General features: G+C 73.9%; 12 protein-coding genes. 8 read left to right on the forward strand and 4 right to left on the reverse strand.

The window, feature by feature from the left end; translation table 11 throughout:
* Window positions 1-347 (reverse strand): helix-turn-helix transcriptional regulator (locus IEY71_RS05730; RefSeq protein WP_189085087.1); only part of this gene is annotated, 347 nt, incomplete at its 3' end.
* Window positions 348-408: 61 nt separating this feature from the next.
* Between IEY71_RS05730 and IEY71_RS05735 the strand changes: the two genes are divergently transcribed.
* Window positions 409-900 carry a VOC family protein gene (locus IEY71_RS05735; RefSeq protein WP_189084297.1) on the forward strand — a complete coding sequence of 164 codons (492 nt, stop codon included), beginning with the start codon at window positions 409-411 and terminating at the stop codon, window positions 898-900.
* Window positions 897-1,493: a YdeI/OmpD-associated family protein gene (locus IEY71_RS05740; protein WP_189084298.1), complete on the forward strand. Its 597-nt coding sequence runs from the start codon at window positions 897-899 to the stop codon at window positions 1,491-1,493. The genes IEY71_RS05735 and IEY71_RS05740 overlap by 4 nt, the downstream gene beginning before the upstream one ends.
* 199 nt (window positions 1,494-1,692) lie before the next feature.
* Here IEY71_RS05740 and IEY71_RS05745 read toward each other — a convergent pair whose 3' ends face one another.
* From IEY71_RS05745 to IEY71_RS05755, 3 genes are all read right to left on the reverse strand, one after another.
* Window positions 1,693-3,249, reverse strand: a complete 1,557-nt coding sequence (locus IEY71_RS05745) for an HNH endonuclease signature motif containing protein (RefSeq protein WP_189084299.1) — start codon at window positions 3,247-3,249, stop codon at window positions 1,693-1,695.
* A gap of 90 nt (window positions 3,250-3,339) precedes the next feature.
* Complete coding sequence (locus tag IEY71_RS05750) at window positions 3,340-4,014, reverse strand: hypothetical protein (RefSeq protein ID WP_189084300.1); 675 nt, start codon at window positions 4,012-4,014, stop codon at window positions 3,340-3,342.
* A 93-nt stretch (window positions 4,015-4,107) separates the two neighbouring features.
* A complete protein-coding gene (locus tag IEY71_RS05755; protein WP_189084301.1) occupies window positions 4,108-5,031 on the reverse strand; it encodes a LysR family transcriptional regulator in 924 nt (307 codons plus the stop codon).
* Window positions 5,032-5,152: 121 nt separating this feature from the next.
* On the opposite strand from IEY71_RS05755, the gene IEY71_RS05760 reads away from it, so the two are divergent.
* From IEY71_RS05760 to IEY71_RS05785, 6 genes are all read left to right on the forward strand, one after another.
* The gene (locus tag IEY71_RS05760; protein ID WP_189084302.1) at window positions 5,153-5,290 is read left to right on the forward strand and encodes a hypothetical protein; all 138 of its coding nucleotides are present in this window, start codon (window positions 5,153-5,155) and stop codon (window positions 5,288-5,290) included.
* A gap of 270 nt (window positions 5,291-5,560) precedes the next feature.
* Window positions 5,561-6,316, forward strand: a complete 756-nt coding sequence (locus IEY71_RS05765) for a Type 1 glutamine amidotransferase-like domain-containing protein (RefSeq protein WP_189084303.1) — start codon at window positions 5,561-5,563, stop codon at window positions 6,314-6,316.
* Entirely contained in the window at window positions 6,313-7,668 is a 1,356-nt protein-coding gene (locus IEY71_RS05770) for an anaerobic C4-dicarboxylate transporter family protein (protein WP_189084304.1), read from the forward strand. Before IEY71_RS05765 ends, IEY71_RS05770 begins: the two co-directional genes overlap by 4 nt.
* Window positions 7,669-7,835: 167 nt before the next feature.
* Entirely contained in the window at window positions 7,836-9,164 is a 1,329-nt protein-coding gene (locus tag IEY71_RS05775; protein WP_189084305.1) for a threonine/serine exporter family protein, read from the forward strand.
* A gap of 35 nt (window positions 9,165-9,199) precedes the next feature.
* Window positions 9,200-9,760, forward strand: coding sequence for an orotate phosphoribosyltransferase (gene pyrE / locus IEY71_RS05780; RefSeq protein ID WP_189084306.1), 561 nt, complete (start codon window positions 9,200-9,202; stop codon window positions 9,758-9,760).
* Window positions 9,760-12,306 (forward strand): septum formation family protein, encoded by a 2,547-nt coding sequence (locus IEY71_RS05785; protein WP_189084307.1) that lies wholly within the window; start codon window positions 9,760-9,762, stop codon window positions 12,304-12,306. The genes pyrE and IEY71_RS05785 overlap by 1 nt, the downstream gene beginning before the upstream one ends.
* Window positions 12,307-12,367 lie beyond the last annotated feature (61 nt).

Raw genomic sequence — 12,367 nt, forward strand, 5'->3', positions numbered from 1 at the left:
AGCCGCGGCGGCAGGGTCTGCTCCAGCTTGGTGAGGGCCCGCAGCGAGGCCTCTTCGATGCCGGTGACGGAGCCCGCGGCGGCGGCGCGGAGCCCGACGGCGACGGCGACCGCCTCCTCGTCGTCGAGGAGCAGCGGGGGCAGTGCGCTGCCGGCTGCGAGCCGGTAGCCGCCGGCGACACCGGGCGAGGAGTCGACCCGGTAGCCGAGGATGCGCAGCCGTTCGATGTCGTTGCGGATCGTGCGCGTGGTGACGTCGAGGCGGTCGGCCAGCTCGGCGCCGGCCCACTCGCGGCGGCTCTGCAGCAGGGCGAGCAGGCGGAGCATCCGGACCGAGCTTTCGAGCATTTCTCCAGTCTGTCAGGAATTGCGGAAAGAAAGGTTCCGCAATGGCATTTAGCGTGCTGCTATGAGCATCAACGAGCAGTCCGCATCCGTCCGTCCGACCACCGCCGCGCCGCTGCGCGGGCTCAGCACCGTCAACGTCTACGCCGACGACGTCGCCGCCGCCCAGCGCTGGTACACGGAGTTCCTCGGCGTCGAGCCGTACTTCTTCAACCCGCCGCAGCCGGCGCCCCCGATGTACGTCGAGTTCCGTCTGGGCGAGCTCCAGCACGAGCTCGGCATCGTCGACCGTCGCTTCGCTCCGAGCGCGGGGGAGGGCGCCGCAGTCACGGGGGACGGCAGCGCCGCGGCCGCCCAGCCGATCACGTACTGGCACGTGGACGACGTGGAGGCGGTGCTCGCCCGGCTGCTCGAGCTCGGCGCGGCGCCGCATCAGCCGGTCATCGAACGCGGGCCGGGCTTCGTGACGGCGTCGGTCGTCGACCCGTTCGGGAACGTGCTCGGCATCATGTTCAACCGGCACTTCCTCGACATGGTCGGCGGGGGCGCCGCATGAGCAGCGGAAGGGCGGCCGGCGCCTCCGCGGCCCGACCCGAGCTGCTGCACTTCGACGAGGCTGCCGAGTGGGAGGCGTGGCTCGAGCGGAACGGTGACGCAGGGGAGGCGTGGCTGCGCATCGCGAAGCGGGGCCGGGCCGGGTTGGCGATCTCCGACGCACTCGACGTCGCGCTCTGCTTCGGCTGGATCGACAGCATCCGCCGGGGCAACGACGACGCCTCGTTCGCGCAGCGCTACTCGCCGCGGCGGGCCGGCAGCCCGTGGTCGGCGATCAACGTCGAGCGGGCGGAGGCGCTCGAGGCGGCGGGGCGCATGCGTCCGGGCGGACTCGCGCAGCTCGCCTCGGCGCGGGCCGATGGCCGGTGGGATGCCGCGTACGTCCGTCAGCGTGACGCGACCGTGCCCGAGGACCTCGCGGCGGCGCTCGCCGCGGCGCCGCTCGCCGGGCGTCGATTCGAGGCGCTCGGCAAGACGCGGCAGTACGCCCTGGTGCTGCCGCTGCTGAAGGCGCGCACCGCCGAGGGGCGGGCGGCTCGGATCACGAAGCTCGTGGCGGAGCTCGGTGACCTGCGCAGCGGATCGGCGGGCTGAGCTGGGAGCGTGCGGATGGCGCCGGGGTGAGGGGAATCGGGGCCGTGGCCGGGGTGGGGCGTCGGGGTCCGGCCCGGGGTGAGAACGGTCGGAGTCGGAGTCGGAGCCGGAGTCGGAGCCGGAGACGGGGCCGGAGACGGGGCCGGAGACGGGGCCCGCGCCTGGGTTCCGGGCGGTGCAGCGGCCAGGGCCGGGTGCGCTACGCCGCGGGCAGGCGCAACGCGCCCGGTGCCGGCGAGCCATCCGTCATCTCGCGCGATGCGGCGAGCTGCCGGTCGGTGCGCAGCTTGAAGCGGGCCCTCCCGCCGAGCCTCGGTCGCTGCTCCGGATCGAGGTGCGGCGGCGGCACGAACCAGACCTCACGCCGGTCGGCTCTGATGCGCCAGCCCTCGCGATGCACTTGATGGTGGCAATGGCTGCAGAGGAGCACCCCGTTGTCGAGGTCGCTGGGCCCTCGATGCCGGTGCCACCAGTCGATGTGATGCGCCTCGACGTAGGCGATGTTGCGCCCGCAGGAGGCGCATCCGCCGTCGCGCTCGCCGAGGGCGAGCCGCTGCGCGCGGGAGAACAGCCGCCGGGAGCGGCCGAGGTCGAGCGGCAGCGCCTCGCCGCCGAGCACCGCGGGAACGAACTCCGCGTCGACCGCGAGGCGCCGCGCTGCGGCAGCCGAGATCGGCCGGTCGAGGCCGTCGATCGTCGCCTCGCCGACGCCGCTCAGCAGCGCGTCGAGGTCGAGGCGGACGACGACCGTCGCCTTCGCACGCGTCGCAGCGGCCTCGCAGCCGAAGACGTGGCGGGCGAGCTCGCTGAGCGCATCGGCCTGGAGCTGCGGGATCGTGCGCCGGTCTTCGAGCACCGGGCCATCCGGCACCGCGCCGTCCAGCACCGGGCTATCGTCGTCGACCGTCGGGGAGGCGCCGGCGAGCTGCACGTCGGCCGCGTCGACTTCGGAGGCGGGGACGGCCACGGGCGTCGGTTGCCGATCGCGGCGCCGGTGCAGCGTCTCGGAGACGATCGCCTCGATCGCCGCCTTGACCGGTGCCGCCGTGACCGGGTCGAGCCGTGCCGTGATGCGGACCATGCCCGACGCCTCTTCGACGATCGAGAGCGTGCGCTGCTGATGCATCGCCTCGTCGCGTGGTTCGACGCCATCGGGATCGAGCCGCGCCTCGGCGTGCCTGACCGCGCGCAGCACGAGCCCGTGCGGCGCGGCGCTCGCGAAGCGGACGAGCTCGGCCTCGTAGGCCTCAGCGCGCCGCAGGCTCGTGCGCGGGGCGATGCGCTCGAGCATGGTGCAGATGGCGTCGGCCGCATCGACGGAGAGCGCGCCCTGCTCGAGGGCGTCGGCCACCGCGGGGTGGCGCGCCGGTCGGAGCTGACCGGTGAGCGTCTGGCGGGGGCGCGTGGCCGCTCCGACGCGGAGCAGCTTGGCGGCGCCGGCGACCGCGTCGCCCGTGGTGGCGGCGACGAGGGTGGCCGCGTTGCGGTGACCGTGCCGCTTGGCGAGGCCCTCGGCCCCGAATCCCGCATCGGAGCGCGCCGCGACTTCGGCGGCGACGAGCGAGAGCGCGACCTCGCTCGCCCGTCGCAGTCGCGCCGCGGACTGCAGCACGCGCAGGAGGCCCGCATCGCTCATCGCCGTGGGCGCGGTGTCGGCGCCCGGCCCGGCGCCGGGGCCGAACGCGGGGCCCGCTTCGCCCCACGCAGCACGAAACGACGCCAGGTCGGCTTCGAGTGCGTCGAGCGGATTCGTCATGCTCCCAGCCTGTCAGCGATCGCTCGCCAACGGTGCTGGAAGTGGCGCTCCATCAGGGGGAAAGGCGCACTGGAAGTGGCGCTCGCGGAGTCAGACGCCGAAGTTGGCGGATGGAGAGACGATCAGTGTGATCGTGTCCGCGTCGACTTCGCCGAGGACCGCCACGGCGAAGTTGCGTTCGGTGCCGTCGGATGCGGGCTCGATCGGAAGGACTCCCGTGCGCACCGCTCGGTACGCGAGTCCGTCGATGGAGTTCGTGTACTCGGACACCTCGCCCTGGACGTTCAGGATCGGCCCGCCGACGGCGCTGCCATCGAAGGCTCGGAGCGCGACACCGTTGGCGTCCGCCGAGGTGAGGCGGACGAAGTGCTCCGGCGTCGTGGGCGGGTCCGCCGGCGGCACGGTGTCGACGAGCCGGAGCCCGCCCCAATCGTGGTAGGTCGCCGCGGGTGTCTCGAGCCCCGCCTCGACGGTGGTGTCGACCGGCGCGCCGAGCAAGGTGGTCAGACCGTCGACGACCTCGTCCGTGGCTTGGAAGTAGTCGAAGCTCGCGAGCACGGCGCCCTCGTCGTCCACTACGTCGAAGCGATCGGTGAAGACCTCGATCGCGGCGGGAGTCGGAGCCTCCTCGCTCGGGCTCGGCGTCGACGACGGACTGCTCGTCGGCGGTCGTGTCGGTGTCGGTGTCGGCGAGGCTGAGCAGGCGGCGAGCGAACCGAGCACGAGGGCGGCGAGCGCGGCTCGTACGAAGGGGCGGCGAGTCATGGGGCGAGTCGATCACAGATGCAGCTCGGAAGGCAACAGGGCGGACACTGAACTCCGGATCCGGCCCACGCCCGCCCCCGGCCCAAGCCCCGCCTACGCCCCGGTCCCCGCGCCGCCGGCGCCGAGCTCCGCCGCCTTCGCCACGAGCACGTCGAGCACCGTGCGCACCGCCAGCCGCTCGGCGACGTCGGGCCGCACGAGCGCCACGATCTGCCGGGCTGATGGCACGCCGCGCAGCGGCTTCAGCACGAGCTCGGGCGGGAGGGAGCCCGAGGTGTAGCGAGGGACGAATGCGACGCCGAAGCCGGCCTGGATGAACGCCTCCACGATGCGCATGTCGCTGAAGCGCTGGGCGATCTCGACCCGCCGGCCGCCCTGCTGCTCGATGGCGTGCAGGATGCGCTCGAACGGGAACCCGGGCGGGACGCCGAGCCAGGTCTCCTCGACGAGGTCGCTCGCCGTGAGGTGCGAGCGGCCGGCGAGCCGGTGCGTCGCGGGCAGCCCGATGTCGAGCGGCTCGGTGAGCAGCGGCACGACGCGGAGCCCCCGCCCGCCCCAGGGCAGCACCCCGGGCATGGTGTGAGCGAGCACGATGTCGTAGTCGGCCGTCAGCTCGGCGAACTCGGCGAGTTCCGGGTCGAAATCGGTCGCCCGCACGACGAGGCCGGGCACCTGCTGGAGCTCGGTCAGCACGGCGGGCAGCATAGTCGCCCCGATGGTCGGGAAGGTCAGCAGGGTCACCTCGCCGCTCGGGTCGTTGCGGAACTCGTCCCAGACGGCGTCCGCCCGGGCGAGCGCGATCGCGACATCCGCCGCGCTCCGCGCCAGCGCCTGTCCCGCGCTGGTGAGGACGATGCCGCGGCCGCTGCGTTCGGTGAGCGGGGCGCCGGCCTCGCGCTCGAGCACCTTCAGCTGCTGCGAGACCGCCGAGGGCGTGCGACCGGTCGCCTCAGCGACGGCGGTGACGCTGCCCCGTTCGGCGAGTTCTCTGAGCAGGTCGAGACGTCGCACATCCATGTAGCGATGCTACATCGTCAGTGAAGGTGCATCAGATTGTGCTGAACGGTTTTCCGCGGTTCAATTGAACTGTCGAACACGTGCAACGGCGCCTCCGTCGCTCGACGATCCACTGGTCTTCGTGAAAGGAACCACCGTGTTCGCCATCCTGCTCCTCCTCGGCGGCGTCTCGCTCGCCGGCCTCGTCGGCTCCGTCGTCGTCGCCTCGCGCGACGGCTACCGTCGCCTGCCGAAGGAGACCTTCGCGCGCACTGTGTAGCGCGAAGCGGGGCATCGCCCCGGAGTCGAGGGCCGCTGCGCGGGGGAGGGACACCCCGCGGGGCGGCTCTCCTCGTTTCCGCGGGCGGATGGCTCGGGCGGATGCCTCGGGCGGATGGCTCGAGCGGATGGCTCGGACGGATGCCTCGGAGGCGGACGCCCCGGCCGGATGCCCCGGCCCGCTGAGCGATCGCGCCAGCAAATGCTCGACTCGGAGCCGCCTCCAGCGCTAGCGTGTGCCGCAACGGGTACATCGAGGTCTGGGGGGACGATGGCGCACGTGGTGGCGACCGGCGCGGGCAAGGCGATGATGGAGCGCCGCAACGACCCGACGCACGAGTACATCCTGCGGCTCACCGGCAAGGAGCGCCCGCGGGTGCTCTTCGTCGGCACGGCGACGGGCGACGAGCAGGCGTACACGCTGAGCTTCTACAAGACCTACGACTCCGACCGGTGCGCGCCGCACCACCTGACGCTCTTCCACCGCGACCTCGACGACCTCGCGGGCTTCGTGAAGGGCTTCGACGTGATCCACGTGGGCGGTGGCAACACCGCGAACATGCTCGACGTCTGGCGGCGCCAGGGGCTCGACGAGATCATGCGCGAGATGTGGGACGACCCCGCGTCGAACACCGTGTTCACGGGCGGCTCCGCCGGCGGCATCTGCTGGTTCGAGGGCGGCACGACCGACAGCTACGGCCCGACCCTCCAGGTGCTGCCCGAGGGGCTCGGCTTCCTGCACGGCAGCTTCTGCCCGCACTACGACGCGGAGGACCAGCGCCAGCCGCTCTTCCACGACGCGCAGCTGAAGGGCGAGCTCGCGACCGGCTACGCCGTGGGCAACCTGCAGTCGCTGCACTTCGAGCGCGCGGGCGGCGGCGCCCCCGAGTTCGTCACCGCGATCAGCCCCGTCGACCCGCCGCTCGCCCTCCGCGTCGAGGCCGTCGACGGCGAGATCGTCGAGACGCCGCTGGCGGTGCGGGTGCTCGAGGGCACCGGGCCGATCGTGAAGGGGCCGAGCGCATGAACGACAACGTCTGGATCCTGCTCGCCGAGCTCCTGGTCGTCATCCTGGCGATCTTCATGGGCACGCGCACGAGCGGCATCGGCCTCGGCGTCTGGGGCCTCGTCGGCGTCGCGGTGCTCATCTTCGTCTTCGGCGAGGCGCCGGGCAACGCCCCGGTCGACGCGGTCTTCATCGTCATCACGGTGATCACGGCGGCCTCGGTGATGCAGGCGGCGGGCGGCATCGACTGGATGGTCTCGGTCGCGGCGAAGGCGATCAGGAAACGACCGCGCTCGGTGGTCTTCCTGGCCCCCGCCATGTCGTTCCTCTTCACCGTCGGCGCCGGCACGGGCAACATCTTCTACCCGCTGCTGCCCGTCATCTACGACGTCTCCTACCAGCAGAGGATCCGCCCGGAGCGGGCGCTCTCGGTCTCCGCGGTCGCCTCGCAGGTCGGCATCCTCTGCTCCCCGGTCTCGGCGGCGACCGCCTCCATGGTGGTGCTGCTCGCCCCGCAGGGCTTCGACCTCGGCAAGCTGCTGCTCATCATGTGGCCCGCCTCGATCGTGGGCCTCTTCCTCGCCGCGCTCGTCATGCTCAAGCACGGCAAGGAGCTCGAGGACGACCCCGAGTTCCAGAAGCGGCTCGCCGCCCACCAGGTGGACGCCCCGCAGGAGGACGCCCACGAGCAGAAGCTGCCGAAGACGGCGGTGCTCTCGGCATCCCTCTTCCTCGCCGGCGTGGCCGTCATCGTCTTCTGCGGCCTCTTCTCGAACCTGCTGCCGGTGATCGGCACGAACGACGCGGGCGACCCGATCCACCTCTCGGTGACCACCGTCATCGAGGTCACGATGGGCGTCATCGCGGCCCTCATCTTCGTCTTCTGCAAGGTGAAGGCGGCCGACGTGCCGAAGCAGTCCACCTTCCCCGCCGGCATCGTCGGCGCCATCGCCCTGTTCGGCATCGCCTGGCTCGCGAACACCTTCGTCGCCGCCAACACGCAGCTCATCGTCGACGGGCTCGGCTCGATGGTCTCGGGCTCCTCGGCGTTCGTGGGTGCGCTGCTGTTCGCGCTGGCGCTCTTCGTCGTCGCCATGCTGACGACGAGCCAGTCGAGCGCGACGAACGCGATCGTGCCGATCGGCCTCACCATCGGCCTGCCGGCGCACCTCATCGCCGGACTCTGGCCGAGCGCGATGGGCATGTACACGCTGCCGGCCAACGGCAGCCAGGTCGCGACGGTCGCCTTCGACCGCACGGGCACCACGAAGATGGGCAAGTTCGTCTTCGACCACTCCTTCCAGCTGCCGAACCTCGTCTACGTGTTCAGCGCGATCATCGTGGGCGTGGCGATCTCCTTCCTCCTCGGCTGATGGCGGGCGACCGGGCGGCGGCGCGCGCGGCGGCGGACGGCGCGACGGACCGCGCCGGCGCGCGGGCCGCGGCCCGGCGAGCCGGGTCCGAGCGAGCCGGGTCCGAGCGGGCCGCGCCTGAGCGCGCCCCGGCCGACCGCGGGGCGGCCGACCGCGCGGCGCAGCGCATGAACGATCCCCTGCTCGGCCGCTTCCTGCTGGGGCTCGCCGAGGGCATGAACGCGGCGGCCGAGTCGGTCGATCAGATCCGCACGGACATGACCCGTGTCGCCCGCGCCTACGGTCGCGACGACATCGACTTCGTCGTGCTGCCGACGGTGATCCTCGTCGAGACGGGCACCGGCGAGGCCGGGCGGGTCGCCATCCGCTCGGTGAGCGCGAGCTTCCGCTTCGACCAGATCGCCGCGCTCTACGGACTCCTCGGCGAGGCCAAGGAGGCGGCGGTCGACCCGGCCGACGGCATCGACCGGTTGAACGAGATCGGCCGGATGCGGCCGAAGCGCGGATGGCTCGTCCGCACCTTCGGCCACGCCGTGCTCACCGCCGGGCTCGCGCTGCTCCTCACCCCGACGTGGGAGGGCGCGCTCGTCGCGTTCGTGCTCGGCGCGCTCATCGGCGTGGCGAAGCTCGTGCCCTCGCCGACCCTGCAGCTCGTGTTCCCGGTGTTCGCGGCGTTCGTCTGCGGCGTCGCGGTGTTCCTGCTGGCGCCGCACTTCCCGCTCGGCGATCCGTTGCGCCTGCTCATCGCCCCGCTCGCGACCTTCCTGCCCGGCGGGGTGCTCACGACCGCCGTGATGGAGCTCGCCGCCGGGCAGATGATCGCGGGCGCGTCGCGCCTCGTGATGGGGATGGTGCAGTTGGGCCTGCTCGCGTTCGGCATCCTGGCCGCGGGCACCGTCGTCGGCGTCGCGGACTCGAGCTACGCGCCGCTCGCCTCCGCGGAGTCGCTGCCGTGGTGGGTGGGCTGGCTCGCGCTGCTGCTCTTCGCGATCGGCAACTACCTGCACTTCTCCGCGCCGGGATCGACGTTCGCCTGGGTGCTGCTCGCGCTTGTGGTGGCGTACCTCGGGCAGCTGATCGGCACCGCGCTGCTCGGTGCGACGGTCTCGGGCTTCATCGGGGCGCTCGCGATGACGCCGGTCGTGCTGTGGATCGCCTCGCTGCCGAAGGGCGCGCCCGCGCAGCTCACCTTCCTGCCGGCGTACTGGCTGCTCGTGCCCGGGGCCGCTGGGCTCGTCGCGCTCACGGAGGCGGTGGGCGCGAGCGAGGGCTTCGACGACTTCGCCCTCGCCCTCGTCTCGATCATGTCGATCGCCCTGGGCGTGCTGATCGGCACGGCCCTCTACCGGGCGGTGCACCACGGGGCGGAGGAGCTCGCCGCCTTCCACATCGAGAAGCCGATCGCGGCGGTCACGGGAGGAGCCGGCAGCGTCTGGAGCCGCCTCCGCTCCCGCCTCGGATCCCGATTCCGCTCTCCGCTCCGCCGACGAGGCTGAGGGTCTTCCCGGGAGGCGGGCCGTAGAGTATTCGCGTGACTCAGCACGACTCGGACGCCCGCCGCCAGCTCATCGACCACATCTCGCGTGAGGCGGTCTTCCACGGCGACTTCACCCTGACCAGCGGCAAGAAGGCGAGCTACTACGTCGACCTCCGCAAGGTCAGCCTCGACCACCGGGTCGCACCGCTCATCGGCCAGGTCATGCTCGACCTCATCGCGGACGTGCCCGACGTGGCCGCCGTGGGCGGCATGACGATGGGCGCCGACCCGATCGCGAGCGCCATCCTGCACCAGGGTGCCGCCCGCGGGCTCGCCTACGACGCGTTCGTCGTGCGCAAGGAGCCGAAGGACCACGGCCGCGGCCGTCAGATCGAGGGCCCCGAGCTCGAGGGCAAGCGCGTCATCGTGCTCGAGGACACCTCGACCACCGGCGGCTCGCCGCTGAAGGCCGTCGAGGCGCTGCGCAAGGTCGGCGCCGAGGTCGTCGCCGTCGCCGTCGTCGTCGACCGCAACACCGGTGCGCGCGAGGTGATCGAGGCCGAGGGCGTGCCGTACCGCTACGCCATCGGGCTGGACGATCTGGGGCTGGCCTGATGGTCCAGCGAGGCGGCGAGCCCGGAGGCGAGGAGTTCGGCGACGCGGATTGGCTGCTCGGTCAGCTCGGCGACGGAGAGGCGGATGCCGCGGATGCCGCTGACGAGTCGCGCCGGCAGGGCCGCCGTGCGGCGGCCCCCGCGCCGTCCGAGCCCGCCGCCGAACCGGAGTTCGGTGCACCCGCCGAGCCCCCGGTGACGCCGGCAGCGGCCGGGGCGACCCCCTCGCCGGGGTCGCCGGGATCGCCGGCTCAGCCGGTCGGCTCGGATGCCTCCGCGCCGCGCACCCCGTGGTGGACCAGCCGTTCGCGCGGCCGCCGCGCGGCCGAGCCCGAGACGGACGGGGGCGCGGGAGCGGTCCCGTCGATGCCGGCGTCGCCGCCACCGACCGCCGACTCCGAGGCCGCCCGGGATGAGCCGAGCGGCCGCCGCCGGGCGGGTTCGCCGGGTGAGGAGTCGCTCGACTGGTTCTCCCTCGCCGCCCAGGCGCCGCAGGCACCCCAGCAAGCGGAGCCGCCGCAGCCGGCGCAGACTCCGGAGGCCGAAGGCGCCGCCGCTCCGATGACCACGCCCGCCGTGCCGATCAGCGACGAGCCGCGCAGTGAACGCGGCGACACGGGCGTGCTCGACGAGCCCCTGCTCCGCCGCCGCGACCGCGGCCCGGCGGTCCCTCCGGCGGATCCCATCCTCACCGCCGTGGAGCCGCCCGTCGCGCCGCAGCGCGCACCGCAGCCTCCCGCCGCTGCTGGTGCACCGGCGCCCGAGCATCCCCGCAGCGAGACCCGAGCGGAGCCGTGGGCGCCCGCGACGCCCGCCGTGCCGGCGGAGCGGCAGACGCCGGTCGTGCCGGGGCCGGCGACCCCGACGGCGCCGTTCGCCCTCACCTGGGGCGACCCGGCCGCCGCAGCCGGAGCCGTGCCGAACGAGCCGAGCGCGCCCGTGCCGGGCGCCGCCGAGCACGAGACCGGGGCGTTCGGTGAGCCGCTCGTCCCGCCGCCGGTCTCCGCGGCCGCGGCCTCCGCCTCGGCCGCCGCGACGACCGATTTCGACGCCGCGCTCTGGTCCGCCCTGCAGGAGGGCGACACGGGCGAAGCTCCGACCCTGTCGCCGGATGCGCACGTCGCGGACGCGCACGCGACGGACGCGCCCGTCCCGGACGCCGCCGCCGCTGCGGTGCCCGCGGCACGGACCCCGTTCCCCGCCTTCGCCTCGGGGGCTCCCGCCCCCGTCGAGCCCGCCGCCGAAGCGCCGGTCGACGACCTGCTCGCCGGCGTCGCCTCCGGCGCCGCGGTGGGCGCCGCAGCCACCCCCTCGGAGACCGCGCAGACGCCGGACATCGAGGCGCCGACCGAGCCCGAGCCGACCATCGACGCGGAGCGCGATCCGCTGGGCCTGGGCTTCGGCGCAGGAGCGGGTTCCGAGTTCGATGCGGCGGCCGCGCAGCGTGAGCCCGACGACCTCGACGACGACGAGGCGGACGCGCCCGAAGAAGCCGCCTTCGTGTGGGGCATCGTGCCCGACCCCGAGGCGGCCGACCCGCGCGCCGAGGACGGCCCGCTGGGCACCGTCGCGCTCGCGGCGGTCGCCGCGGAGGGCGAGACCCCAGCCGCCGGGGCGTTCACCGACGAGCAGCCGGAGCCGGCACCCCCCGCGGCGGCCGACCCGGCCGATACGCTCGACCCGGCCGACACGCTCGACCCGTTCGGATTCGGCCCCGAGGCATCCGCGGTCGCCGAGCCCCGCCCCGGCGATGCCGAGCCCTCCGCCGCGACCGCCCTGCTGCCGGTCGCCGGAACCGCGGCCGCGGCCGGCGCAGCGGGCCACGCCGGGGGCGCCGGTCACACCCCCGCGGGCGATGCGGGCCGGTTCGCGTCCGAGTCGCGCGCGCAGCGCGCCGACGCGCCCGGTCCCGGGTCGCGCGGCGGGTCCGGCGCCGGCTCCGGCGCAGGAGCCGGCGGCGCAGGCGGCGGTTCACGCCGGCGCATCCTGCTCTGGATCGCGGGCGGCCTCGTGGCCGTGCTCGTCCTCGGCGGCCTGTTCCTGCTCGGCACGAAGCTCCCGTTCGGCGCCCAGCCCGCGGCATCCGGTCCGGCGACGAGCGAGTCGGCCGCGCCGAGCGACACGCCCGCCCCCGCCCCGACCGCGGCGCAGCCCGCCGGGGTGCACGCTTGGAACACCCTCTTCGGCGGCGAGTGCATCGACCCGTTCACCGACGCGTGGGCCCAGGACTACACGGTCGTCGACTGCGCGGCGCCGCACGCGGCGCAGCTCGTGCTCCGCGGCACGCTGCCCGGCGAGGCCGGGGCGGCCTTCCCGGGCGACGCCGAGCTCGCGGCGCAGCTGGGCACCGCCTGCCAGGCCGACGGCGTGCTCGACGGGAACGCGATCGCGGGCCTCAGCGATCTGCAGCTCGTCTTCTCGTACCCGCTCGCCGAGCAGTGGGACGCCGGCGAGCGCACCTTCTACTGCTTCGCGAACCGCTCGAGCGGGGAACCGCTCACGGGCAGCATCGCCGGGGCGACGCCCTCGCAGGTCGCCGCAGGCTGAGCCGCGCGGCGCTCCCCGCGCCCAGCACACCGAGTTGCCCGACTTCCATGGAAGTCGGGCA

This window comes from Agromyces mediolanus (assembly GCF_014648575.1).
In the GTDB taxonomy this organism is placed as follows: Bacteria; Actinomycetota; Actinomycetes; order Actinomycetales; family Microbacteriaceae; genus Agromyces; species Agromyces mediolanus.

What these genes read in the sequence shown, in the direction of transcription:
- IEY71_RS05785 (WP_189084307.1), top strand. Translation starts at nt 9,760, where the DNA reads ATGGTCCAGCGAGGCGGCGAGCCCGGAGGCGAGGAGTTCGGCGACGCG.
- IEY71_RS05735 (WP_189084297.1), top strand. Translation starts at nt 409, where the DNA reads ATGAGCATCAACGAGCAGTCCGCATCCGTCCGTCCGACCACCGCCGCG.
- IEY71_RS05765 (WP_189084303.1), top strand. Translation starts at nt 5,561, where the DNA reads ATGGCGCACGTGGTGGCGACCGGCGCGGGCAAGGCGATGATGGAGCGC.
- IEY71_RS05755 (WP_189084301.1), bottom strand. Translation starts at nt 5,031, where the DNA reads ATGGATGTGCGACGTCTCGACCTGCTCAGAGAACTCGCCGAACGGGGC.
- IEY71_RS05750 (WP_189084300.1), bottom strand. Translation starts at nt 4,014, where the DNA reads ATGACTCGCCGCCCCTTCGTACGAGCCGCGCTCGCCGCCCTCGTGCTC.
- IEY71_RS05745 (WP_189084299.1), bottom strand. Translation starts at nt 3,249, where the DNA reads ATGACGAATCCGCTCGACGCACTCGAAGCCGACCTGGCGTCGTTTCGT.
- IEY71_RS05740 (WP_189084298.1), top strand. Translation starts at nt 897, where the DNA reads ATGAGCAGCGGAAGGGCGGCCGGCGCCTCCGCGGCCCGACCCGAGCTG.
- IEY71_RS05770 (WP_189084304.1), top strand. Translation starts at nt 6,313, where the DNA reads ATGAACGACAACGTCTGGATCCTGCTCGCCGAGCTCCTGGTCGTCATC.
- IEY71_RS05775 (WP_189084305.1), top strand. Translation starts at nt 7,836, where the DNA reads ATGAACGATCCCCTGCTCGGCCGCTTCCTGCTGGGGCTCGCCGAGGGC.